The organism is Nitrosomonas sp. (assembly GCF_021731985.1).
Taxonomy (GTDB): Bacteria; Pseudomonadota; Gammaproteobacteria; order Burkholderiales; family Nitrosomonadaceae; genus Nitrosomonas.
Map to the genome: position 1 here is coordinate 1 of NZ_JAKFWH010000075.1, position 25,595 is coordinate 25,595.

The window sequence follows — 25,595 nt, forward strand, 5'->3', positions numbered from 1 at the left end:
GACGCATCAAGATAGAGTTTGCCCAGTGCATGAGCACATTGCCGATATTTATCCGCAGGCCGGCGTTATTCGAGTGGTTTTGGAAACCTTAACACCCACAAAATCGGATCCCTCTACGAGGCCTTTCTAGCCGAACAAACGCACGATTTGGCGCGAAGACTGGAATTCCATTACACCCCCAAGCACGGCAGTTGGTTAAACATTGCCGAAATCGAGCTGGCTGTGTTGTCCAACATATGCCTGACACAACGCATTCCAGACAAAGATCATCTGCGCCGCGAAGTAGAAGCAAATGTCAATGCCCGCAATGCCAAAGCTGCTCCCGTCAATTGGCGCTTCACTTCTCAGGATGCTCGTCGCAAACTGACACGTTTGCATCCTCGTTTTCCAAACTGACTGACTACTAGGGCCAGGGTATCCTGTCAAAACCTAAAATCTGTTGATAACTACAATTTATGTACGCTATTATAATGTAATAACAAAATCCAAAACTTCTTGTACGTGGCCTGGCACTTTGACACCGCGCCATTCTTTTCTCAATATACCTTGGGTATCTATAACAAAGGTACTACGTTCAATACCAAGAACTTGCTTGCCATACATATTTTTCATTTTAATAACATCAAATAGCTTACAAACTTTCTCATCCCCATCACTTAACAGCTCAAAAGGAAATTGCATTTTTTCCTTAAAATTTTCGTGCGATCTAACACTGTCACGAGAAATACCCACAATTACACAGTTTCTCTCAGTGAAAGCCTGCCAATGTTCACGGAAATCCTGACCTTCCGTTGTACAGCCTGGTGTGTCATCTTTTGGATAAAAATAAATAACCAGATTCTTTCCAACGTTGGCGATCAGTGAAAATTCCTTATCGCCAGTCGAAGGCAATACAAAATCACTTACCAAATGACCAAGTGTTAGCATGACTAATTATGGAATTTGTTTATTGATCACTACTGCAATTGTATTATTGCCGATTTTGACGGGGTCGCTAAACCCTTGAAGATCTCCGCTTGCAGGAACAGCTTGGCCTGATTTAGAAATTCTTGCTTCAATAACCACTTCAGGAAAGCTAGACATTTTCATGGTGGGTGTCATGGCCATATCATCAGTCAATGTAAATGTGGCTGGAAGATCCCTTGCCTTCAAGCGTAATATCGCTAAGGGCATTTTAGGTCCTGCTTTGGCCCGTGCATAGATAAACAAAGTGTCATTCGGTGAGGCTTTTGATGCCAATTCTTGACTAATGGTTACCTGACCAGAAACTGAAAGCAATACTGGCTCAGTTGCAGCAGTTGAATCTAAAGTGACATTCTCCGACTGAGCATCGGTTGCATGCTGTGAAGTTGTTGCTTTAGCTTGCTGTTCCGGTTCCGTTGCTATTCCTTTACCACCAGATGCCAATAATTTAGCTTCTGCAATGCTGGTTTTAACTGATTTAGCCAATTGGGAGTCAGCAGGAATCACTTCCAATAATTTCTCCCAATGCGCTGCTGCTTGTTCGAATTTTTCTTGCTCAAACTCAACAGTCCCTGCTAATGCCAGGGCTTTTGGATACATTGGATCAATGCGCAATGCTTCATAAATCAATTCAGTAGGCTTACCCTTCAGATTTCCTTGATTCTTCATTGCCAGTACATCAGCATAGTCGCTGAGTATTTGCGGATTATCTGGAACCAGTTCTACCAGTTTTGCATAAGTATTACTGGCTTCAGCATAGCGCTCCATAATTGCATAGGTTCTGCCCAGCATTACCCATCCTTCTATGTCTTCAGGTTTTTTTTCTAATCGTGCGATAAGACTTTCTAGAACTGAAGAAAAATTGTCATGCCCTGCGGGTGAGTCGCTACCACTTCCACGATTCATTTGGGTTGCATTGGCAAGCTGTGCTTGCGGCAACAATCCTCGCGTATCACCAATAACCATATACAGAAAAACTGCAGCAAGTGGTAAAGTCAATGCTATAAAGGTTGATATCGCAATATTATGAATTTTTTTATTTTTCTTGATAACCATTTCTTCTCTCTCAGAAACATCTTGCAACATACGTTGCTGTAGCTCTTGTTTGCTTTTGTTATATTGTTCCTGGGTCAGGATATCATTTTCCAAGTCATTATCAAGCTCAGCGATTTGATCACGATAAACCGTTATATTTACAGCATCATGTTCTATATTTTCAAGCTGAGCATCTCTATTCCTTAATAGCGTTGGAATAATGAATAGCAAAGCTGTTACGATAAAAATACCAGAAATAACCCAAAATGACGTCATACGTTCTTACCTTTTTTATTTTTATTCAGTAAAGCTTCAGCTCTCTCAAGTTGCACTTGAGAGAGCGATACATCCTCGATTTGTACACGACGGCGTCTTAGATAAACTATCAGTGATCCCAATCCAATTACGAATAAAATCACCGGGCCAAACCATAAAAGCATTGTCGTGGGTTTCATTGGCGGGTTATAAAGAACAAAATCCCCATACCGGTCAACTAAAAACTGAACAATCTCTTGGTCAGTTTTATTTGCCTTAATTTGTTCACGGATTTCGCGTCTTATATCATTAGAAAAATCAGCACGAGAGTCAGCAATAGACTCATTCTGACAAACCAGGCAGCGTAAATCCATTGTTAACGCCAGCATCCTCTTCTCGATCACTGGATCCTCTGCTACTGGAACAGCTTCTTTTGACCAACCAACTGATGGGGTAATAAGGAATAAAAATAAAATAAAAATCAACCATTTTTTTCCATTAAATTGCCGCGATGCGACAAAGCAATACAAATTATTATTTTTAAACATATGAAATCAATTACCTAGGCTTGCTTCTGTAACTCAATTATGAGAGGAATGATCGTTTTTTGTAATGAATCCACTGTTACTGGGCCAATTTGTTTATGTCTTATAATACCTTTTTTATCAATCACATAAGTTTCAGGAACACCATAAACACCATAATCAATCCCAACTCTTCCATCAGGGTCAACGATACTAATCGTATATGGGTCGCCATAGCGTTTCAGCCATTGCAACGCCGTAGTACGCTCGTCTTTGTAATTTAAACCATATATCGGAACAATCCCAGAATTAGCCAATTGAACCAGCAAGGGGTGCTCATCACGACAAGCCACGCACCATGATGCCCATACATTCAGCAACCAGACTTTACCAAGATTGTCTTTAGATGCCATCTGTTTATCGGGTTCATGCAAATGATTAAGCTGAAATATTGGTGCTGGTTTATCAATAAGCGGGGATGGAACTTGCCGTGGGTTTAATGTCAAACCAACCAGCAAAAATGCTGCAAGCACTATAAAAGCAACTAATGGGATTAAATATCGCATCATGCTTTTCTAGTCTCCGTTGCCAATACAGCATTACTTACTGTAGGAGCAGCTGTTACTGGAATTTCTTCTTGTAAACTTTCTACCACTGTATTCTTTACACTAACAGAACTGGTTTTGTTTATCTTCAAACGATAACGGCGATCAGTTACAGATAGAATGCCACCTATTGCCATCAAGAGACATCCAAACCAAATCCAATCCACAAAGGGTTTGTGATAAGCACGAACCACCCAGGCATTATTGGCCAAAGGCTCACCTAGCGCAACATAAAGATCCCGGAATATACCCGTATCAATGGCCGCTTCAGTCATTGCCATACCTGACGCGTTATATGTACGCTTTTCAGGATGTAATTCACGAATAACTTTATCATCTTGAATGACAGCAATGTCGCCACGCACCGCTTTGTAGTTAGGGCCTACGACATCACTTACTCCGTTAAACTGGAATGTATACCCGCCAACCGTTACTTTGCTTCCAATGTCCATCCGCACATCTTTTTCGGTTTCATAACTATTCACCAGGGTTACACCAATAATAAAGACGGCTACGCCTAAATGAGCACAGTGCATTCCATAATAACTTCTGGATTGTTTGACTAGCCGGGAAAATAAACTACCTTGCCCACTATTATTTATTCGATGCTTTATATTAACAAAAGCACATACTATGATCCAGAAAGCCAACAATAAGCCGAAGCTAACCAGCGGTTTCCATTCACCCATAAAATATGGTGCGATCAAGGCAGAAATTACACTGACAGCAAAAGCCCAACGTAATCGAATTGCTAATGTAGGCAGACTCATTTGTTTCCAACGCGAAATAGGACCAACGCCAATAAGAAAAATAGCTGGTGTCATAACTGGTACGAATACAGCTTCAAAAAATGGCGGGCCAACCGATAGTTTGCCAAGTCCAAGTGCGTCAATAATTAAAGGGTACAGTGTTCCGAGTAAAACACTGCTTGCTGCTACCAATAATAATAGGTTATTAGCCAATAACAATGATTCACGTGACAACATATCAAACTTGCCACCCAAACCAACTTTAGGCGCTCGCCACGCGAACAATAACAACGAGCAACTAATGACAATGACCAAGAATGCAAGGATAAATACGCCACGCGCAGGATCTGTCGCAAAAGCATGCACTGAAGTCAGTACACCCGAGCGCACCAGGAATGTTCCTAACAAGCTTAATGCAAATGTACTTATCGCCAGCAGAACTGTCCAGCTTTTGAAGCTGCCACGTTTTTCGGTAACTGCTAATGAATGAACCAGTGCCGTACCAACCAGCCAAGGCATAAATGATGCATTCTCTACAGGATCCCAGAACCACCAACCACCCCAACCCAGCTCATAATAAGCCCACCAACTACCCAGCATAATTCCTATCGTTAAAAATACCCAGGCAACAAGTGTCCAGGGTCGAGACCACCGTGCCCAAGTCGCATCCAGTCTTCCACTTAGCAAGGCTGCGATGGCAAAAGCAAAAGCAACTGAAAAACCCACATATCCCATATAGAGCATGGGTGGATGTATCACCATACCAGCGTCTTGCAACAATGGATTTAAATCACTACCCTCTAATGCTGCTGGTAATAGCCGATCAAATGGGTTTGAAGTAAACAACATAAATAACAAGAAGCCTACACTCACTAATCCCAGCACACCAAGAACTCGCGCTACAATGTCATCCGGCAGTTGCTTGCTAAAGACGCTAACCGCAACAGACCAGCCGGCAAGCATCAATACCCATAACAATAAGGATCCTTCATGGGAACCCCAGGTAGCAGCCACCCGGAACTGAAAGGGCAGTTCAGAATTTGAGTTCTTTGCCACATTCATTACTGAAAAATCGCTACTAACAAACGAATACCCTAAGCATAAAAATGCTATTAAAACAAATACAAATTGTCCTTGCACCACCGGTCTCGCTAGTGCTATCCATGATGGGATATTACGTGCTGCACCAATAATAGGTAGTGTTCCTTGGATTAAAGCCAATAGCAGCGCAAGTATTAAAGAGAAATTACCAATTTCTGGGATCATGATTATATCTTATAAGTTAATGATTATTCAGGATTAAATTATGATATGTTCAGGGATAAGCAAGAAATTCCTGAAGAAACCTTTATCGTGCCAAGGAGGCTTTCTGTGCTTTACCAGCCTGCTCTAAAGCTTCTGCAGCTTCAGGCGGCATATAATTTTCATCGTGCTTAGCAAGCACTTCATCTGCCATAAAAATACCATCGGCAGATATTTTTCCCTGCGCGACAACGCCTTTACCTTCTCTAAATAAATCTGGAAGGATACCTGTGTATACTACTGGGATCGTCTTAGCTGTGTCGGTCACCGCGAAGCGTACCGTTGTACTACTGTCTTCACGCTTAACACTACCTGCTTCTACTAACCCACCAATACGAAAGCTTTTTCCAATAGGCGCTTCTTTTGCAGCAACTTGCGATGGACTAAAGAAAAAAACCAGATTACTTTGGAAGGCGTTCAGTACTAAAACAGAAGCGACACCTAATGCAGCAACCCCTGCAATAATAATTGAAAGTTTCTTATGACGTGGTTTCATTATTTATCTCTTTTTTATTTAGGCCGTTAATGAGACCGTACTGTCTCTCTAAAGTTCGGCGACGGTTTGAAATTAGAAAAATTTCACCGAATACACAAATGAAAGTCACAGCGTATGAACCCCAAACATAGAGCCCGTATCCGCCCATCGCAAAAAACTCTGACCAATTTGACCAGTTCATCACATAGCCCCTTTCTTTTGTAACTCTGCCACCCATGCTGTATGACTTTCACGCTCAAGAATAATGATACGTGTACGTTTTAGTATGACTGCAATGGAATACATCCAGCTTGCAAATACCATAATAAGCATCCCCGTCAGCATTGTGCTCGCCATTGCAGGTGCTTGATTAACACTGACCGATGCACCTTGATGCAAGGTATTCCACCATTGCACTGAAAAATAGATTATTGGGATATTGACCACGCCTACCAAAGCGATGATTGCACCAGCTTTATCTGCACGGCGAGGGTCATCAATGGCTGCTTGTAGAGACATAAAACCGATGTAAAGAAAAAACAGAATCAACTCAGACGTTAATCGCGCATCCCATACCCACCATGTTCCCCACATTGGTTTTCCCCATAGTGCGCCTGTCCATAATGCAATAAAGGTAAACATAGCGCCTGTGGGTGCAATCGCTGTAGCAAGCATGGAAGAAAGCCGTGTATTAAAAGCCAGGCCAATACCTGCCCAGAATGCCATTACAACATAGAGAAACATCGACATCCATGCTGCAGGCACATGAATAAAAATAATCCGATAAGCTTCGCCTTGCTGGAAATCAGTGGGTGCTACAAAGAAACCAACATAAAGCCCTGCTGCCAATAATATGAGCGCAACAAAAACAAATATCGGAATCATTTTTCCCGCCAGTGAATAAAAACTAGCAGGAGAGGAATATTTGAACCAATTAATAGCCATATTTATATTTTAAAATTCTTTATTAAATTTCATTTCCGATTCAGCCCAGAATTTTGTAATCGCCAATTCTATACTAAAATGACAAAATCAAGAATTGCTTTCTACTACCCAAATTCTGCGATTGAATTTTATTCTCTTCTTTTAGAGCGCCGAAGTCAGCTCGCGGTAGCGGAAATGGAGCGCAAGAAATACCGCTACAAGGACATGAAAACACTGTATGAAAAATTCAAATCAATACCCGATGCTAGTCAGTATCTCAAAGCCTGCATGACCTTCGAACAATTGGATGCGCAAGCAGCAAAAATGAGTGACAATGATGCTGCCTTGGTATTGAACAACGCAATGAAAAAGCTGTTTAAAGATATCTCTGCATTAATCAGGAAACAGGCTTAAGAAATATAATTAGCAAGGCAAACCCCTATCAACCAAATCGAATCAGTAAAACAGTTCAGTTATTCGGATTCAAAACCTTTCCTTCAGATTCATTTCTGCATTGGAATATACTGGGTGCATTAAGCATAAGTGCAATGCACCGGGTGGGTGCATGAGATCGTTTTATAAATAAGTTCGGCGCATTGATAATGCGCCCTACGCGGGCTGCGTTATATAGAATTATTAAATCCCATCGTAATCAAACCCTAAAGCAACAAGCAGAAAACGATCGCACGCCATTGACCGGATAAGTTTTACTGGAAATGATTTGAAAGGACGACAAATCCAATTGGGTATCCTGAACTGAAAGCGTATCCGCTGCCAGTAATTCGCTCGCAATATCCATAGGAGTCAAATCACACCGGGTGCCGCGGATCAATCCAATTAGCTTCAACGCATCCACACCAAAAGATTCCAGGCTTAATGATTCAAAGTAAACCTTTTTTCCTTTTGAGTCGATTTGACAAAAGTGATCGTTCAAACCGCACATCATTCGTATTTCATTTTCGTAATGCCAACTTGAAAATTTTGTCGAGATTAATTGACCTAAATCGGATTCAGCAAAACCACCGCGCTTAATGGCGACATCGACATCCAATTTAAAGCGCTCTGGCTGATAATCAATGTGAATGGCATCGTCATTGGGAATTTCAAACACTAAGGCAACACCGCGATGACCATCGGCATAGTGACTCCACAGCACGGGATCTCGATAGTGTTCTGAAAAACAAATGACGCCATAGCGCGCATTCATTTGATTTCTGAATGTCTCCAGCTTGGATCGGGTATCGCTATCGGAAAAATCAACAGCACAAAATTCAAACGGATCATTCAGTTCGTTGATGCGCGAAATTTTCAAACGACGGTCGCGCAATGCTTTTAGGGCGAATTCGGAAGGGGTGAAATGATAAACAATCATGAACAAATATCCACAACAAGTAGGGTACCAATAAGCAAAGCGCGTCCCACCATCCATCGTTCGGCGCAATACGAATTGCGCCCTACTTTACTACCTTAAATGTATCAATTTCTTAAGCAAAATGATTCATATATAACAGAAAAGATAGAAGATTCTCCCTCGATGCTTAATATCGGTCTTGGGGCGGCATCAAGGTAATAAAAATTTTTCCTGCCGGTATACCCTCCATAGCTGTTTTTAGCATTAATTGTTCCACATACTACAGGAGCACCATTTTCTGCTTTTCCCAAATAAATATCATCGAATACAGCAGAATAAGGGTCCTTCAGTTGAGATTTAATAGCTTCTTGTGCATCTGTAATTATAGATTCATTAGCTAATGCTAAAAATGATGTGGTTAATAAAAAAACAACTAAAAAAAACTTCATTATTCGCTCCTATCTTGACTAATGTCACAATACGCCGTTTCTATGAAAAAATAGATAAGTGCCAGAAACCAGCAACGGCGCAATATGAATTGCGCCCTACAAGCTCCCTTTACATTGCTCGTCAATATAATCCTTCACAACCTGCACATCCGCATCCTTAACCACAAACCGCTGCGGCAAACTCTCCAGATCCTCAAAACCGGCCGGACGTTCCGGTTCGTGGCCAATGGCTTCCTGGATACTTTCGGCGAATTTCGCAGGCAGTGCGGTTTCCAAACAAATCAGCGGCACACCCGCTTCCCGATGCGCTTGTCCAACTTTCAGGCCATCTGCGGTATGCGTATCGACCAGCACGTGATAGCGCTGATAGATGTCGCGAATCGTGGCAATCCGTGCTGCATGGCTGCTGCTGCCGGACACAAAGCCGTAATCCTTGATTTTTGCAAATAGTGGTGTGGTGGATAAATCAAAGGCATTGCCTTTGTCCACTGCTGACCACAATTCAGCAACCTGATTGGCGTTTCTGCCGGTCAGGTCGAAAATAAAGCGCTCAAAGTTCGATGCTTTAGAAATATCCATCGATGGGCTGCTGGTGTGCTGAGTTTCCGTGGTGGCACGAGGCCGGTAAACGCCGGTTCTGAAGAACTCGTCGAGCACGTCATTTTCATTGGTCGCCAGAATTAAATGTTTAATCGGCAGACCCATCATTCGCGCCACATGCCCGGCACAAATGTTGCCGAAATTACCGGACGGCACGGCAAAAGAAACTTGTTCGTCATTGCTTTGTGTCGCGGCAAAATAGCCTTTAAAGTAATACACCACTTGCGCCACGATGCGCGCCCAGTTGATCGAATTGACCGTGCCGATCCGGTGTGCTTGCTTGAAGGTGTGATCATTACTGACTGCTTTCACGATATCCTGACAATCATCGAACACGCCACGAACAGCGATATTAAAAATGTTCTTGTCTTGCAGCGAAAACATCTGCGCCGTCTGGAAGCGACTCATCTTTCCTAAAGGTGACAGCATGAAAACACGAATACCGTGTTTACCCCGCATGGCGTATTCGGCGCTGGAACCGGTATCACCCGAGGTCGCACCGAGAATGTTCAGCTCGTCACCGGTTTTGGCCAGTTGGTATTGAAACAAATTGCCAAGCAACTGCATCGCGATGTCCTTGAACGCCAACGTCGGCCCATTGGACAATCCCAGAATATGCAAACCCGGCTCCAGCGTTTTAAGCGGCGTGACATCCGCACTGCCAAACACTTCGGCAGTATAGGTTTGATGAATCAGATTGCGCAAATCGTTCGACGGAATATCATCGACAAAGCGCGACAGGATTTCGAACGCAAGCGCTGGATAACTCAAGCCACGCCACGCATTCAATTCTGCTGCGGTAATTTGCGGATACACTTCCGGCATCGCCAATCCACCGTCAGGAGACAAGCCACTTAACAGGATTTCAGAAAAAGATTTGGGTGGCATTCCACCACGAGTTGAAATATAACGCATGCTTGATTTTTATGAGTTCAGTAAAGGCTATTGCATCACACAACAGCGTTAAAAAACAGGAGCAGTGTCTGAAAAATGGAGCAATGTCATCACTGAATCCATTTCAAGGGTTCGATTCCTAATTATTTAATTCTTCAATACGAATACGGATCACCTTGCTTGTCACCACCGGCAAGGACTCAATACGGGCAATGGCCGCGTTGATATTTTTCTCCACCGTCAGGTGCGTCAGCATAATAATGCTAACCCGATCCGAATCGCTGCTCGGTTCCTTCTGAATCAGCGCACTAATAGAAATATTATTCTCCGCCACGGTACGTGTAATTTCCGCCATCACACCGGGTTTATCAATCACCTGCATTCTCAGATAATAAGACGTTTCCACATCTTCCATCGGAATCACCGGTGTATCGGACAACAAATCGGGTTGGAATGACAGCGGCGGTACTCGATATTTCGGATCCGCAGTATGCAAGCGCGTCACATCGACCAGATCCGCGATCACCGAACTGGCCGTTGGTTCTGCGCCCGCTCCGGCACCATAGTAGAGTGTCGCGCCTACCGCATCGCCCTTGACCACGATGGCATTCATCACACCTTCAACATTGGCGATCAAGCGCCGCACCGGAATGAGCGCAGGATGTACACGTAATTCGATACCTTTTTCCACCCGTTTGGTAATTCCCAGCAGTTTGATCCGGTAACCGAGTTGTTCGGCATAGCGGATGTCTTCGCCGGTCAGTTTGGTAATCCCTTCGGTATACACTTTGCTGAATTGCACCGGTATACCAAAGGCAATTGCCGACATCAGTGTAATTTTGTGGGCAGCATCGATGCCTTCGATATCATATGTCGGATCCGTCTCAGCATAACCAAGCTTTTGCGCTTCCGCTAAAACCTGTTCAAAGGACAATCCTTTCTCACGCATTTCCGACAAAATAAAATTCGAAGTGCCGTTGATAATCCCGGCAACCCAGGTTATGCGATTAGCGGTCAATCCCTCGCGTAACGCTTTAATAATCGGAATGCCGCCAGCTACTGCGGCTTCAAAAGCAATGATCACCCCCTTTGCACGCGCAGCTGCAAATATTTCGGTGCCGTGGTTTGCCAGCAAGGCTTTATTCGCCGTGACAACATGTTTACCGTGAGCAAGCGCTTCGAGTATCAAATCCTTGGCAATCGTTTGACCACCGATCAGCTCAACCACAATATCAATGTCGGGATGCGTTGTGACCTCATGTGCGTTATCGGTCACAATCACATCGTGATCGGCAAAACTGCGCGCCCGGTCTAAATCCCGGTCGGCGATCATGGTGACTTTGATTTCACGTCCCGCACGACGGGCTATTTCTTCCTGATTACGTTTGAGAACGGTGTATGTACCCCCGCCCACAGTGCCAATTCCTAACAAACCAATATTGATGGGTTTCATAAAATTTAAAAGTTAAAAAACTGATTGAATAACCGGTTACCGGATTATATGAGCCAAAAGGCAAGAAATAAACAGTTAAAACGTTCCGGTCTATGTGCCGTATCGTTTTCGATAACGTTGAAGATAATGTGCAATGCGGCCCATTGCTTCGGTCAAGTCATCCACATTCGGCAAGAAGACCACGCGGAAATGATCCGGATGCCGCCAGTTAAAACCGCTACCCTGAACCAATAAAACCTTTTCTTCCAATAAAAGATCCAGTACAAATTTCTGATCATCCTCAATGGGATAAATCTCAGGATCCAAACGCGGAAACAAATACAACGCCGCTTGTGGTTTAAAACAGCTTACGCCAGGAATATCCGTCAATAATTTCCACGCCACATCGCGCTGACGCATCAGCCGGCCAGTTGGTAGCGTCAAATCATAAATACTCTGATAACCGCCCAATGCCGTCTGAATACCAAATTGTGAGGGCACATTGGCGCATAATCGCATAGAAGCCAGCATATTCAACCCGGCAATGTAGTCGCGCGCATGATTCTTTTCACCCGAAACCACAGCCCAGCCAGAGCGAAAGCCCGCTGCGCGGTAATTTTTTGATAAGCCATTAAACGTAACAAACAACACATCGTCAGCCAATGAAGCAATAGATGTATGGGTCGCATCCTCGTACAAAATCTTGTCATAAATCTCATCGGCATAGATGATCAATTGATGCTGACGAGCAATCTCAATAATCTCCAGCAACAACTCTTTCGGATACAGTGCACCGGTAGGATTATTCGGATTGATGATGACGATTGCGCGTGTTCTAGGTGTAATTTTGGCGCGGATATCATCCAGATCGGGTAACCAGCCGGATGCTTCGTCACACAGATAATGTTTTGCCTTCCCGCCCGAGAGAACAACTGCAGCAGTCCACAACGGATAACCCGGCATCGGAATCAGTACTTCATCGCCATTATCCAGTAGCGCCTGCATCGTCAACACCACCAGCTCGGATACGCCATTACCAATAAAAATATCATCCAGTTGCACATTCTTGATCTGCTTTTCCTGCGTATAATGCATGATCGCTTTACGCGCGGCAAACAGCCCTTTGGAATCACAATACCCGGAAGCATCCGACAAATTGCGAATCACATCCTGCAGGATCTCCTCGGGCACATCAAAACCAAACGTCGCCGGATTACCAATGTTCAGCTTGATAATGTGATGACCTTCCTCTTCCATTTGCTTGGAGCGTTCCATCACCGGACCGCGAATGTCATAACAAACATTTGTTAATTTACTGGATTTTAAAATTGGGCGCATGATTGGGTAAAAACATTCACGGAAATCGAATAAAAATTCAGGACCTGCGATACAGTAGGTTTTCTAGTCAACTAAATGCAGCATTATATACGTAATCCCTGTGATTCTTTAGTCGAAAAGAAGAAGTTCTCCATCATTGATCGCTTATCTAGAACGCTCTTGCCAAATTCTGAAGTGATACATAAGTCGCAATAGGATTCGGAGGATAAAACTGATATTGCGGCCAGCAATGATTGCATCGCCAAGTTGCCATTTTTGAATTGATTTCTGTGCTATGAACGAGTCTGTTGGGAAGGACGCTCAGTCTCAGCTCGGCACTTACCCTCGCTTAAAGATTTCTAAGAATTTCTGGTGGCGCTTTGTCTGAAGGGTTCTGAAGTAATTGAAATAAATCCAATTATTTCAATTCTTAGAATGTAGGTATCAACCGGAATTGTATCAAACAGAAAACAGTACCCAACTAAACATAGTTAGTCGGCATATTAAAAGAGCTCTGATTAAGTTGATTACATTCATGGTTCGACATCTCACCACGAACGGAATCAATATATTACCGTTCATCCTGTCGAAGGACTTAATCAGAGCTTCCTTAAATTATCTAAGCCAGCCTGATATGCTTTTCACCACACAAAGGGCTCAGTGAATGATTAAATCCAGAATACTCAGAATTTATGCTATAAATAAATTACGAGTGATCCATCTCGGTGGCCGCATAACATAACGCAATCAATACGGAGGTAACATTATGAAACTCAAGCAAACCATAAGTATTATGACGATCAGTGCATTAGCGTTTTATCTCAGTTCTCCGGCAATCGCATCCAATTCAAATCAGCATGCTGCCGAAGCTATAGAACATGCAGAATCAGCTAAAACGCATGGTGATGCAGGTCATACCAAAGTATTGCTGGAACATGCGCAAGAGAGTCTTAAGCATGCAAAAGCTGCTGAAAAGGAGTATGCCGAAGCACACCAACACATGACTGAGTCAATCAAGCATCTGGAGGAAGCCATTGCGCATGCGAAGCAGGGTCATGCAGATGTAGCGACTAAGCATACGACAGAAGCGTTAAAGCATATGCAAGATGCAACTGCCGAGTAAAAAATAGATCCGCAGGTATAAAAAAGCGGACAGCCCCAAAGGACTATCCGCTTTTCTAAACATACTTATCTGATGTTGGTTATGATTGGTGTGGCAAATATTCCAGTGGATCTACCGGCTTGCCATGTTTTCGTATCTCAAAATGTAACTGAATTGTATCCGTGTCTGTATTGCCCATTTCTGCAATTTTCTGGCCTTTTATTACTGCTTCCCCTTCTTTGACCAGAAGCTTACTATTATGCGCATATGCGCTGAGGAATGTATTGTCATGCTTGATAATAATAAGATTTCCATAGCCGCGTAAACCATGGCCACTATAAACTACTTCGCCTGCAGCGGATGCTAGAACCGGTTGCCCTGCCTGTCCCGATATTTTTACGCCTTTGGAATTTTTTGAAAAAGATGATAACAATTTCCCCGTTGTCGGCCATATCCATTCGGCATTAGAACGATCGGATGCCTTATCCTGTTTTGATGGCTCAGGTTGATGTGCCATTTCAATTCTCGTATTTTTCTCTGCTGTCGTTGATGGAACGGGAGAAGATTGTGCCGCTGGCAACGGGCTTTTTGCTGGGTATTGTAATCGAGCCGCATTTTGCTCTGAGAAAGGCAATTTAAGCGCTTTAGGGCTTGTTTTCACTTTACCTGCATTGACAATATTATTACTTTCTTGAGGAATTACATTTTTTGGATCAGACGGATGTATGGCCGGGTCAATCGTCGTTGCTATCGGTTGCTGGGGCAAAGCAAACAGCTCAGGTTGCGAATCTCTCGCTGGCATTGACAGATTAATCCTCTGCCCCGGCCGGATAGTCTTGGGGTCAGCAATATCATTCCACTCTGCCAATTTCTTAAAATCAATACCATGATTTAGTGCAATGCCGTACAAAGTATCCCCTTTTTGCACGATATAAAACTGATTATCTGAATTACTTGATCCAATTGGTTTTGCGGGTCCCGATGAACCGCTTTTTACACTATCGACGACTGGCACTGGCGGCTGTGTTGTACTGCACGCAACAAGTAAAAAGAGGGCAAGCGGCAAATAAAAACTAAAAGGTAATGATTGTGGCCGCCTTGATAAAGCAATAAATATCTTGACGAGATATTTACAGATATCAATATCGCTCAGCCTGATCGTTGCATCATTTTTCATTTTAATATTCCCTACACCGCTATTTTTTTACAACCCCTGCTAGTAAGGGTACAAAATTCACCTCTTCCAATACAGTTTCAGTATAACCTTGGGAATTCCGTTCAATAATACATAAATTCTGTTTCTGAGTTCCTTTGGGGAAAACCATCCTGCCACCTACAACCATTTGCTCCAGTAATGAAGCAGGAACGTGGGTTGTCACTGCTGTCATGATAATACCATCAAACGGCCCTGCTTCCGTAAGCCCTAACAAACCATCCGCATGCTTCAAATAAACATTTCTGATCTGCAATTCCTGCAGTCGAATTCGGGTACGTGTTAATAATGGCCCAATACGTTCTATCGAGTAAACTTTTTGCGCAATCTGCGCCAACACAGCGGTCTGATAGCCACAACCCGTCCCAATTTCCAGTACTTTACCCAAAATAGAATTTGCACGTAATAGCTCACTCATACGCGCAACAATCCATGGGCTGGATATCGTTTGTCCGTAATTTATGGGTAAAGAAACATCTTCATAAGCCCGGCTTGCCAAAGCTTCTTCAACAAAAATATGACGAGGAATTGTACCTATAGCTGATAAAATCACTTCATCAGAAATTCCTTGTGCACGTAAGCGTTCAATCATTCGCATACGTGTGCGCTGAGAAGTCATACCAATTCCAGAATGACGAACATTCACCAATTAGTATCCATAAAATTTCAAATCACTCAAACATAACAAGTACCTACCTAGATATCAAGCCAACTTGTTATGAGATCCAACTGATCATATCGTGTTAGATCAATCTGTAGCGGGGTTACCGAAACCCGATTATGCTGAATTGCATAAAAATCCGTACCCTTTCCTGCATCTTGTGCGGCACCTGCCGCACCAACCCAATATAGAATTTCTCCACGGGGACTTGTCGACTTGATCACCGGCTCTGCTTTATGGCGTCGCCCGAGACGAGTAACTTCAATCCCTTCAAGTTTCTGATATTCGATATCCGGCACATTAATATTTAATAAAACCGGACTCTGAATATCATTTTCTCTGAACCGTTTCACCATATCAGCAGCCACACGTGCGGCCGTTAAGTAATTTTCATTCGATGCGCCAACCAAAGAAACAGCCAGTGAAGGAATTCCGAGTAGAAAACCTTCTGTAGCAGCAGCAACAGTGCCTGAGTAAATCGTGTCATCACCCATATTAGCACCACTATTCACGCCAGAAATGATCATATCCGGCATTACATCAAGCATACCGGTCACTGCCAGATGAACACAGTCTGTTGGTGTTCCATTGACATAGTAAAAACCATTATGGGATTTATGCAAACTTAGCGGACGATCCAATGTTAACGAATTACTGGACCCACTGCGATCCCTTTCGGGTGCGACAACTATGATTTCTGCAATTTCTGAAAGTACATCAGCAAGACATGCGAGACCAGGCGAAAAATATCCATCATCATTACTAAGCAATATGCGCATTTTTATAAGTTTATGTTAGCCACCGGTGGTCAAACGGATATTCCTGCACATTAAGCTCAGTATCAATCATATTTAACAAGAAGAGTATCTATCAAATGGTCGGGGCGAGAGGATTCGAACCTCCGACCACTTGCACCCCATGCAAGTACGCTACCAGGCTGCGCTACGCCCCGAACAGTAAATTATAACAAACAAAATACCCAAACTTTATAAACTATTACTGAAAAATATTTTCTTTAAGAAAGCAATTGCGACACAATATTTTTAATTTCACGCCGAACATGGCCTAAATCTGCTGTTGTGGATATCGGACTAACAATAACTTCTTCTATTGGAGGCAGCTTATTTTCGCTATGATCCAAACGATTACGCGCCCCATTGATTGTAAAACCTTGATCGTAAAGTAATTCTCTGATACGTCGTATCAACAACACTTCTTGATGCTGATAATAACGACGATTACCACGACGCTTGACAGGCTTTAGCTGCGTAAACTCTTGCTCCCAGTAACGTAATACATGCGGCTTAACACCACAAAGAATGCCCACTTCTCCAATTGTGAAATACCGTTTGGCCGGAATTGGAAGCGGGGGATTATTTACTTTTTTGTTTTCCATGATAATTCTTCTCAACCAAAGCTTTTAACTTCTGACTGGCATGAAATGTTACTACGCGACGCGCCGTAATCGGAATTTCTTCTCCTGTTTTTGGGTTTCTGCCCGGACGTTGCGGTTTAGCGCGTAGTTGGAAATTACCAAAGCCCGACAGTTTCACTCCCTCTCCATTTTGTAGAGCTGTACGCACTTCTTCATAAAAAGACTCAACCATATCCTTTGCTTCACGTTTATTAAGTCCCACATTCTCAAACAATAAATCCGCTAATTCAGCTTTTGTTAATGCCATACTTCACTCCATCACGTTATTAATTTTATAGCTCTAACTCAACAATATTTAGATTCATTAAACAATGGCGCTTTTATAAGACAGATTAATAATTTATCCCATAAGTAAATCTACGAAGAATAAATCCAATTAACTAATCAAATCCCAACAACAATCAATCGATGCAGATATCAATTACGTAAAGTTGCGCCAAATTTATTTTTTAAAACTTCAATTAAGTTTGTCACAGCGAAATCAGCCTCTTCATCCGTCAATGTTTTCTCAGTATCTTGTAACAACACACGGAATGCAAGACTTTTTTTGGTATTTTCCATGCCTTTGCCACGATAAATATCAAATAATGAAATATCCGATACAATCGCCGATTTTTCCGCAAACAAACAGACCAAAACTGAATGTACGCTAATATCACTTTCAACAATTATTGCGATATCACGCCGCACCGGCGGAAACTTAAGAATTTCCTTAGCAACAGATAAAGATTTAGATTTTAGATTTTCTAAACTTATTTCAAATAATATCGTGTTTTTTTGCAACCCATATTTCTTCTGCCAACGGGGATGCAACTCACCCAACCAGCCGATTGATTTGTCTTCAATACAAATTTGCGCGGATTTACCTGGATGCAATGCCGGATGGAGGAATTTCTTGAAATAAATAGTCCGTCCTCTGCATAAAACTTCTACATCTGCTTTAACATCATAAAAATCAACATTTCTCGCTGGTACCCCCCATTGCTCCGATACGACATCTCCATAACTGAGTCCTGCAATTCTTTCTACTTGCTTACAATCACTTTCGCCCTCTCTGACAAAACAGCAGCCTATTTCAAATAGGCGTACTCTGGTTTGTTTCCGGTTTAAATTAAATTGCAAATTGGATATCAAACCGCCTATCAATGTACTCCGCATTACACTCATTTGACTCGCAATCGGATTCTTTAATGTAACTGGCGTACTGCTATTGACAAAATCAAGCTCCCAATCCGCATCCACAAAAGCATAGTTGATAACTTCCTGATAATCGCGAGCTACTAATAATTGCTTTATCTCCATCGGAAAACGCTCTGTTTCGGATGCTGGTAGCATCGCCATATCTGCATGCGGGAAATGGACAGGTATATGGTCATAACCATAAATGCGCGCCAGCTCTTCTATAAAATCTTCTTCTATCGCCAAATCGAAACGGTAGGATGGCGGCTTTACATTAAAAGTATCTGCTTTCACTGAAAATTCAAATCCCAAGCGCTTAAAATAATCATTTACTTGCTGCTGGTTGACGTCGATACCCAATATTCGTTTTATCCGATTAATACGCACATTAACAACAGATCGCTGCGGCAATTTATGTTTTACTTCAGTCACTGGGCCTGCTTGACCACCGCAGACAGTTTGTATCAGGTAAGTAGCGCGTTCCAATGCATCTCTGGTCGCAGCAAAGTCTACACCACGTTCAAAACGATAAGCAGAATCAGAACTGAACCCAAGTTGAAATGATTTACCACTGATCGCATTCGGACTGAAGAATGCGCTCTCGAGAAAAATATCTGTCGCACCTTGCGTCACACCACTATCCAGTCCACCCATAATCCCGGCTAACGCTAGCGGTCTATGCTCATCTGCAATCAACAGCATTTCTGGATTTAAATTGACTTGACTGCCGTTTAACAATTCTATGCTTTCATGAGAAAACGCGTAGCGAACTTGAATAGCACCGGTAATCTTGGCCAGATTAAAAGCATGCATGGGCTGTCCGGTTTCCAGTAATACATAGTTAGTGATATCGACTACTGGATTAATAGACCGGATTCCGCTACGTTCCAGTCGTTGTGTCACCCATAAGGGCGTTAACACATCGAGATTAATGCCACGCAATATCCGGCCGCAATACAGCGGACAAGCATCAGAGGCAATTACCTGCACTGCTAGCGTATCTTCAGTTTGGCTAGAAACAGAATTTATCTCTGGTAAAAGCAGTTCGACTGCTGTTATAGCCGCCACTTCGCGTGCCACACCGAGCACGCCAAGACAATCAGCGCGATTAGGTGTTAGTTTTAATGTAAAAATGCGATCATCAAGTCCATAGTAACCACGAAAATCTGTGCCTACCGGAGCTTCATCGGGAAGTAATAACAAACCATCAGCCACTTCATTGATACCTAATTCTTTAGCCGAACACAACATGCCAGCTGAGTCGATGCCACGCAGCTTCGTTTTCTTGATCGTAAAACCCGGCAAATTTGCGCCAATTAATGCACAGGGTACTTTCACGCCAGTGCTTACATTGGGTGCGCCGCAAACAATTTGCAATACCTCTTCCGCTGTTTTTCCTATCTTGACATTGCACACTTTTAGCCGGTCTGCTGTTGGATGTTCCTCGACTGAGAGAACTTCAGCTACAACGACTTTATCAAAGACCGCTGCTACCGGTTCAACGCTTTCAACCTCAATTCCTGCCATCGTTAGTACATGGGCAAGCTCCTCACTCGAGTGAGGAGGATTAACGAAGCTGCGTAGCCAGTTTTCAGAGAATTTCATGAGAATCTGCTGTTCTTAATAAAATAGGTAAGATAATCAGTTTCAATTAAATTGTTTAAGAAAGCGCAAATCGTTTTCAAAAAACAACCTCAAATCATTTACACCATATCTGAGCATTGTCAAACGCTCCACCCCCATCCCGAAAGCGAACCCAATGTATTGTTCACTATCAATTGCTACGTGGCTTAATACATTTGGGTGAACCATTCCACATCCGAGCACTTCCAGCCAACCTGTATGACTACAGATGCGACAACCTTTACCATTGCACATGACACAGCCGATATCCATCTCAGCAGAAGGCTCAGTAAATGGGAAAAAGGATGGCCTGAATCTTACAGGCAGGTCATCACGCTCAAAAAAATGAGCCATAAAATTAGACAGAATGCCTTTTAATGCAGAAAAATTGGCATTTTCATCAATCCATAAGCCTTCAACCTGATGAAACATTGGCGTGTGAGTCACGTCAGAATCGCATCGATAAACCCGCCCAGGTGCAATTACTTTTATTGGTGGTTGGTTATTCTGCATATAGTGAATTTGGACCGGCGATGTATGTGTGCGTAGCAAGTTGCCATTATCAATATAGAATGTATCATGCATTGCCCGGGCAGGATGGTTCTCTGGAATATTTAAAGCAGTAAAGTTATAAAAATCAGTCTCTATTTCAGGCCCCGAAACCACATTAAAACCGATCGAATGAAATAGTGCTTCAATTCGCATTAAAGTTTGCGTTACTGGATGTAAGCCACTGACTCCCATCCCTCTGCCAGGCAGAGTAACATCCAAAGCCTCCTCGGTTAATTTAGCTTCCAGCTCCTTTGCTTGAATAGCATTCCGGCGGCCTTTAAGTGTTTCTTCCAATCGATTTTTTGCTTCATTTATTTGACTTCCCATGGCAGGGCGCTCTTCGACAGGAAGCTTTCCTAATCCTTTGAGTAATTCAGTAAGAACACCACTCTTACCGAGATAACGCGCCTTCACATTTTCCAATTCAATCGGATCTTCGATGCCATCCATCAGGCTTGTTGCTTCGCTAATAATTTCTTCCAAATTTCTCATGTAAATTCAGTATCTCAGGTTAAAGAACCGGTGCCATATCGATTAATTTCACAAGAAAAAGGGAGGCTCAGGTTTTACCCGGCCTCCCAGTATCTCTTTTTTACAACCAATTATGTGGCTAGACTGGCTTTTGCTTGTTGCACGATTTTTTCAAAAGCATTCTTATCAAATACAGCCAAATCAGCCAGAACTTTTCTATCGACTTCAATACTTGCTTTCTTGAGACCGTTCATAAATACACTGTACGACAATCCGCATTCACGAGCAGCCGCATTGATACGTGCAATCCATAAAGCGCGGAACTGTCTTTTACGTTGCCGACGATCTCGGTACGCATATTGACCGGCTTTCATAACGGCTTGCTTGGCTATGCGATAAACATTCTTCCTACGTCCGCGGTAGCCTTTGGCCAAATCTAATATTTTCTTGTGCCGCGCATGAGCGGTTACACCACGTTTAACTCTTGGCATGATCGTTCTCCCTTATGCGTACGGCATCATAGCGCGGATGGATGCAGTATTAGTGGAATGGACAGCAGCAATACCGCGTAATTGGCGCTTATTTTTAGTGGTTTTCTTAGTCAAGATATGACGTTTGAAGGCTTGCGAGCGTTTGATACTCCCACTCGCCCTAAACTTAAAGCGCTTTGCGGCGCCACTTTTAGTTTTCATTTTGGGCATAACTACTCCTCATTTGACATGAAGCCAGGTGTTTTCATCATTGAAAAACTTCCAAAACCTGGTGATCACTTATTTTTCACATAATTTACAACAAAAAAATTTATGAGCAACTAAGTCCGACTATGATGCTACTGATGAATCTTCCTCTGCTGCTTTTGATTTATCGGCTTTAACATCTTTCTTTTTAGGCGACAATACCATAACCATCTGCCGTCCTTCCATTTTGGGGAATTGTTCCACTACCGCAAAAGACTCTAAATCACCTTTCACACGTTCTAATAATCGCATACCAAATTCTTGATGTGCCATTTCACGTCCACGGAAACGCAATGTTACCTTAACTTTATCCCCTTCATTGAGGAAATTAGTTAAGTTTCTTAATTTAATATTGTAATCACCTTCATCCGTATTAGGTCTAAATTTAATCTCTTTAATCTGAACTTGTTTTTGTTTTAATTTCGCATCATGTTTTTTCTTGCTTTCCTGATAGCGAAACTTACCATAATCCATCAAACGGCAAACAGGCGGCTGCGCTGTCGGTGCGATTTCAACCAGATCTACCCCAGCTTCATCCGCTAAAACTATTGCACCAGCAAGCGTAACAATACCAATTTGCTCTCCATTCACACCAATTAAACGTACCTCTGCCACATCGATCTCTTCATTGATGCGCACTGATTTTTCCTGAGCTATGGCAAATTCTCCAAGATTAGTTTATTAAAGAAATTAATTATAATTTTAAAGAAATCTCTTCTTTAAGACGTTCCAAAAAAGCCTGGCATGTTAACTGACCAAGATTCTCACCTGCACGATTACGAACAGCAATCATATTTGTTCGCACTTCTTCGTCTCCGACTATAATTTGATAAGGAAGCTTCTGCAAGCTATGCTCGCGAATTTTATAGGTTATCTTCTCATTTCTCAAGTCTAAGCTGGCTCTAATGCCATGTTGCTTTAATTGAGCAGTCACTTCCTGTGCATAATCAATCTGCGTACGAGAAATATTCAATACAACCACCTGTTCAGGCGATAACCACAGAGGTAATGCCCCCGCATAGTTTTCTATTAATATGCCAATAAATCTCTCCAGCGATCCAAGAATAGCTCTATGCAGCATAACTGGCACCTGTCGTGAATTATCTTCTGCTACATATTCAGCACCCAAACGCTCCGGCATAGAAAAATCCAGTTGTAGTGTACCGCATTGCCACACTCGTCCAATACAATCCTTTAATGAAAATTCAATTTTTGGTCCATAAAATGCACCTTCTCCTGGCTGCAGTTCCCATTCAAGCTTAGCTTCATTCAGCGCTGCTTTAAGTGCTGCTTCTGATTCATCCCACTGCGCTTCTGACCCGACACGTTTTTGTGGACGTGTTGAAAGTTTAACCAGAAGCTCTTTAAAGCCAAAATCCGAATAGACAACTTTCAACAAATCGATAAACCTGACAACTTCATCTTGTATTTGATCTTCTGTGCAGAAAATATGTGCATCATCCTGAGTAAATGCACGTACTCGCATAATACCGTGCAACGCCCCCGACGCCTCATTTCGATGACATGAGCCAAATTCCGCCAATCTTATAGGAAGCTCACGATAACTTCGCAATCCCTGATTAAATATCTGTACGTGTCCGGGGCAATTCATCGGTTTGATAGCAAAATCACGCTCATCCGAATTGGTAGTAAACATATTCTCGCGAAAATTCTCCCAATGCCCTGATCGCACCCACAAATCTTTGTCCAAAATCTGCGGGGTTCGTATTTCCTGATAGCCATTTTGATTCAATATATTCCTCATATACTGCTCTATTTGTTGCCACAATACCCACCCTTTGGGATGCCAGAATACCATACCAGGGGCTTCATCTTGTGCGTGAAACAAATTGAGTTGTTTTCCAAGTTTTCGATGATCTCTTTTTTCTGCTTCTTCTAAACAATGCAAGTAGTTTTTCTGATCATCCTTATTTATCCAAGCGGTTCCATAAATACGCTGAAGCATTTCATTATTTGAATCGCCTCGCCAATAAGCTCCTGCCACCTTCATGAGTTTAAAAATTTTTATCCTTGAAGTTGTTGGAACATGCGGTCCTCGACAAAGATCGGTAAAATTACCTTGAGAATAAAGAGACAGATCTTGATCGCCTGGTATCGATTCGATTATCTGCGCCTTATAGTGTTCGCCTTGCTGTTTAAAAAAATTAATTGCTTCAGTGCGCTCCAATATTTTTCGTTCTACCTTTAAGTCTCGTTTACTAATTTCAAGCATGCGTTTTTCAATCGCGGTCAAATCTTCTGGAGTAAATGGTCGCTTATAAGAGAAATCATAATAAAATCCATCGTCAATTACTGGTCCAATCGTAACTTGCGCCTCAGGAAAAAGTTCTTTTACCGCATGAGCCAACAAATGCGCACAGGAATGCCGGATAATTTCCAGTCCTTCAGTATCTTTCTCTGTAATGATAGCAAGATCGCAATCTCCTTCAATTTGGCTGGATACATCAGTCAATTTTCCATTAATTTTTCCAGCAATTGCTGCGCGAGCAAGACCTGGGCCAATCGCCGTAGCAATGTCTAGCACAGTCACAGGGTGATCAAAAATACGCTCAGATCCATCTGGTAAACGAACAACAGTCACAAACATTCCTTTCAAGTGATTATGTTTAACAAAAATTGAAACTTTTATAAGCTATCTCATACTTTCTAGAATCTATTTCGCAAATAATTATTTACTCAGTGATGTTTTATACCAGTTATTCACTTTTTGCAAACCGTTTAGAATTTTTGGTGAAAAGCCAATGGCTACTGCATCAACCAAGCAATACCATGCAGCGACGCCACTGGGCGGATTTCCTTGGGTCCAATTAAAAATAGGTTCAATTGATGCCCATTTCCACGTTCCAGCTGCTGTACCAATAATTTCCAACCAAGTACAGATAAAAAAGGCCCCCAGATAAACCATCGGAGATCTACCTTTGAATAAGCAAATTACAAAAATACAAAATAAAAATGCACCTACCTGATCCCCTTGCTCCGGTATGCCGCTAATTCCCCACAGTGACCACAAACCGCCAATTACAATAACAGAAATAGCCAGTTTTCTAGCATTCATTAAGAAAAGTTTTGACCGCGCAAGCGCTACAGCCGTCAAATATACCATTCCATGGCCAGGTGGAACATACGCAGGTACATTTCCAAATCGATAGGTATACCCTTCCATATAAATCGAAGCAAAGTGCTCTCCGGCGGTAGCAAATGCCACGGCAACTATAACTTGCATTCTTACTTCTTTATTCTCCCCTACTAGTAATCCAATTAGAAAGATCCAAGCTATAACACCTAACTGTTTTTGGGTTTCAGAGCTTGCACTACCATCAATTACCAAGCTCAGCGCAACACAGAAGAAAGTAAAACCTGCTATAAAATAATCTCTATTTCTATGAGGATAATTAACATCAATCTTTGGGAAATGATTCAGCATATTGCACACATAAAACTTCAATGTAATAAAAAACCCGCCATAGGCGGGCTTACTCAATTTTATTAAAAATATTCTGGCATTTATTTACCTAAAAATAATGCATAAATATAAAAATAAATTCAATCTCTTATTATTTTACAGTTAACCTCAAGACAATTACTTCTCATCCTCGTCATCCTCATCACCCTGAGATTCAGCTTCTACTTCACTTCCACCCGCTGCATCATCTTCGTCTTCGTCTTCTTCCTCATCTCCACTACCACCATCCTCTTCTTTCTGCAATACTAACTTACCCGCTGCCA

General features: G+C 42.4%; 27 protein-coding genes, 1 tRNA gene and 1 pseudogene. 3 read left to right on the top strand and 26 right to left on the bottom strand.

Features of this window, described 5'->3' with window-relative positions; genetic code table 11:
• Positions 1-96 precede the first annotated feature (96 nt).
• Positions 97-396: pseudogene (locus tag QZ942_RS11385) on the top strand (transposase); the annotation flags it as partial.
• A 69-nt stretch (positions 397-465) separates the two neighbouring features.
• Here QZ942_RS11385 and QZ942_RS11390 read toward each other — a convergent pair.
• From QZ942_RS11390 to QZ942_RS11425, 8 genes are all read right to left on the bottom strand, one after another.
• Positions 466-927, bottom strand: coding sequence for a peroxiredoxin (locus tag QZ942_RS11390; RefSeq protein WP_292995654.1), 462 nt, complete (start codon positions 925-927; stop codon positions 466-468).
• A gap of 6 nt (positions 928-933) precedes the next feature.
• On the bottom strand, positions 934-2,274 hold the full coding sequence (gene ccmI, locus QZ942_RS11395; protein WP_292995656.1) for a c-type cytochrome biogenesis protein CcmI: 1,341 nt from the start codon (positions 2,272-2,274) through the stop codon (positions 934-936).
• Positions 2,271-2,801: a cytochrome c-type biogenesis protein gene (locus QZ942_RS11400; RefSeq protein WP_292995658.1), complete on the bottom strand. Its 531-nt coding sequence runs from the start codon at positions 2,799-2,801 to the stop codon at positions 2,271-2,273. Before QZ942_RS11400 ends, ccmI begins: the two co-directional genes overlap by 4 nt.
• A gap of 14 nt (positions 2,802-2,815) precedes the next feature.
• The gene (locus QZ942_RS11405; RefSeq protein ID WP_292995660.1) at positions 2,816-3,346 is read right to left on the bottom strand and encodes a DsbE family thiol:disulfide interchange protein; all 531 of its coding nucleotides are present in this window, start codon (positions 3,344-3,346) and stop codon (positions 2,816-2,818) included.
• Positions 3,343-5,397, bottom strand: coding sequence for a heme lyase CcmF/NrfE family subunit (locus QZ942_RS11410; protein WP_292995662.1), 2,055 nt, complete (start codon positions 5,395-5,397; stop codon positions 3,343-3,345). The genes QZ942_RS11405 and QZ942_RS11410 overlap by 4 nt, the downstream gene beginning before the upstream one ends.
• Positions 5,398-5,479: 82 nt before the next feature.
• Positions 5,480-5,929, bottom strand: a complete 450-nt coding sequence (gene ccmE / locus QZ942_RS11415) for a cytochrome c maturation protein CcmE (RefSeq protein ID WP_292995664.1) — start codon at positions 5,927-5,929, stop codon at positions 5,480-5,482.
• On the bottom strand, positions 5,913-6,146 hold the full coding sequence (gene ccmD, locus QZ942_RS11420; RefSeq protein WP_366836434.1) for a heme exporter protein CcmD: 234 nt from the start codon (positions 6,144-6,146) through the stop codon (positions 5,913-5,915). The genes ccmE and ccmD overlap by 17 nt, the downstream gene beginning before the upstream one ends.
• Entirely contained in the window at positions 6,110-6,853 is a 744-nt protein-coding gene (locus QZ942_RS11425) for a heme ABC transporter permease (protein WP_292995666.1), read from the bottom strand. The genes ccmD and QZ942_RS11425 overlap by 37 nt, the downstream gene beginning before the upstream one ends.
• Before the next feature lie 78 nt (positions 6,854-6,931).
• Here QZ942_RS11425 and QZ942_RS11430 point away from each other — a divergent pair, with 78 nt between their 5' ends.
• A complete protein-coding gene (locus tag QZ942_RS11430; protein ID WP_292995668.1) occupies positions 6,932-7,246 on the top strand; it encodes a hypothetical protein in 315 nt (104 codons plus the stop codon).
• A 238-nt stretch (positions 7,247-7,484) separates the two neighbouring features.
• Here the strand turns inward: QZ942_RS11430 and QZ942_RS11435 are convergent, their stop codons facing one another.
• From QZ942_RS11435 to QZ942_RS11455, 5 genes are all read right to left on the bottom strand, one after another.
• Entirely contained in the window at positions 7,485-8,204 is a 720-nt protein-coding gene (locus QZ942_RS11435) for a DUF2971 domain-containing protein (RefSeq protein ID WP_292995670.1), read from the bottom strand.
• 104 nt (positions 8,205-8,308) lie between these two features.
• Positions 8,309-8,632 carry a hypothetical protein gene (locus QZ942_RS11440; RefSeq protein WP_292995672.1) on the bottom strand — a complete coding sequence of 108 codons (324 nt, stop codon included), beginning with the start codon at positions 8,630-8,632 and terminating at the stop codon, positions 8,309-8,311.
• A 96-nt stretch (positions 8,633-8,728) separates the two neighbouring features.
• Positions 8,729-10,147, bottom strand: coding sequence for a threonine synthase (thrC, locus tag QZ942_RS11445; RefSeq protein ID WP_292995674.1), 1,419 nt, complete (start codon positions 10,145-10,147; stop codon positions 8,729-8,731).
• A gap of 118 nt (positions 10,148-10,265) precedes the next feature.
• A complete protein-coding gene (locus QZ942_RS11450; RefSeq protein ID WP_292995676.1) occupies positions 10,266-11,579 on the bottom strand; it encodes a homoserine dehydrogenase in 1,314 nt (437 codons plus the stop codon).
• A gap of 90 nt (positions 11,580-11,669) precedes the next feature.
• Positions 11,670-12,896 carry a pyridoxal phosphate-dependent aminotransferase gene (locus tag QZ942_RS11455; RefSeq protein ID WP_292995678.1) on the bottom strand — a complete coding sequence of 409 codons (1,227 nt, stop codon included), beginning with the start codon at positions 12,894-12,896 and terminating at the stop codon, positions 11,670-11,672.
• A gap of 745 nt (positions 12,897-13,641) precedes the next feature.
• On the opposite strand from QZ942_RS11455, the gene smbP reads away from it, so the two are divergent.
• A complete protein-coding gene (gene smbP, locus QZ942_RS11460) occupies positions 13,642-13,998 on the top strand; it encodes a small metal-binding protein SmbP (protein ID WP_292995680.1) in 357 nt (118 codons plus the stop codon).
• 79 nt (positions 13,999-14,077) lie between these two features.
• Here smbP and QZ942_RS11465 read toward each other — a convergent pair whose 3' ends face one another.
• From QZ942_RS11465 to QZ942_RS11525, 13 genes are all read right to left on the bottom strand, one after another.
• Entirely contained in the window at positions 14,078-15,154 is a 1,077-nt protein-coding gene (locus QZ942_RS11465) for a peptidoglycan DD-metalloendopeptidase family protein (RefSeq protein ID WP_292995682.1), read from the bottom strand.
• 19 nt (positions 15,155-15,173) lie between these two features.
• Positions 15,174-15,836 (bottom strand): protein-L-isoaspartate(D-aspartate) O-methyltransferase, encoded by a 663-nt coding sequence (locus tag QZ942_RS11470; protein ID WP_292995684.1) that lies wholly within the window; start codon positions 15,834-15,836, stop codon positions 15,174-15,176.
• 50 nt (positions 15,837-15,886) lie between these two features.
• A complete protein-coding gene (surE, locus tag QZ942_RS11475) occupies positions 15,887-16,630 on the bottom strand; it encodes a 5'/3'-nucleotidase SurE (RefSeq protein ID WP_292995686.1) in 744 nt (247 codons plus the stop codon).
• A gap of 96 nt (positions 16,631-16,726) precedes the next feature.
• Positions 16,727-16,803, bottom strand: a tRNA-Pro gene (locus tag QZ942_RS11480).
• Between the two features lie 63 nt (positions 16,804-16,866).
• Positions 16,867-17,247: a MerR family transcriptional regulator gene (locus QZ942_RS11485; RefSeq protein ID WP_292995688.1), complete on the bottom strand. Its 381-nt coding sequence runs from the start codon at positions 17,245-17,247 to the stop codon at positions 16,867-16,869.
• A complete protein-coding gene (locus QZ942_RS11490) occupies positions 17,225-17,533 on the bottom strand; it encodes an integration host factor subunit alpha (RefSeq protein WP_090321981.1) in 309 nt (102 codons plus the stop codon). Before QZ942_RS11490 ends, QZ942_RS11485 begins: the two co-directional genes overlap by 23 nt.
• Before the next feature lie 170 nt (positions 17,534-17,703).
• Complete coding sequence (pheT, locus tag QZ942_RS11495; protein WP_292995690.1) at positions 17,704-20,070, bottom strand: phenylalanine--tRNA ligase subunit beta; 2,367 nt, start codon at positions 20,068-20,070, stop codon at positions 17,704-17,706.
• 42 nt (positions 20,071-20,112) lie between these two features.
• On the bottom strand, positions 20,113-21,132 hold the full coding sequence (gene pheS, locus QZ942_RS11500) for a phenylalanine--tRNA ligase subunit alpha (protein WP_292995692.1): 1,020 nt from the start codon (positions 21,130-21,132) through the stop codon (positions 20,113-20,115).
• A 110-nt stretch (positions 21,133-21,242) separates the two neighbouring features.
• Positions 21,243-21,602: a 50S ribosomal protein L20 gene (gene rplT / locus QZ942_RS11505; RefSeq protein ID WP_292995694.1), complete on the bottom strand. Its 360-nt coding sequence runs from the start codon at positions 21,600-21,602 to the stop codon at positions 21,243-21,245.
• 12 nt (positions 21,603-21,614) lie between these two features.
• The gene (rpmI, locus tag QZ942_RS11510) at positions 21,615-21,812 is read right to left on the bottom strand and encodes a 50S ribosomal protein L35 (RefSeq protein WP_292995696.1); all 198 of its coding nucleotides are present in this window, start codon (positions 21,810-21,812) and stop codon (positions 21,615-21,617) included.
• Between the two features lie 120 nt (positions 21,813-21,932).
• Positions 21,933-22,487, bottom strand: coding sequence for a translation initiation factor IF-3 (gene infC / locus QZ942_RS11515; protein ID WP_292995698.1), 555 nt, complete (start codon positions 22,485-22,487; stop codon positions 21,933-21,935).
• Between the two features lie 55 nt (positions 22,488-22,542).
• Entirely contained in the window at positions 22,543-24,450 is a 1,908-nt protein-coding gene (gene thrS / locus QZ942_RS11520) for a threonine--tRNA ligase (RefSeq protein WP_292995702.1), read from the bottom strand.
• 87 nt (positions 24,451-24,537) lie between these two features.
• Positions 24,538-25,293, bottom strand: a complete 756-nt coding sequence (locus QZ942_RS11525) for a hypothetical protein (protein ID WP_292995704.1) — start codon at positions 25,291-25,293, stop codon at positions 24,538-24,540.
• Positions 25,294-25,595 lie beyond the last annotated feature (302 nt).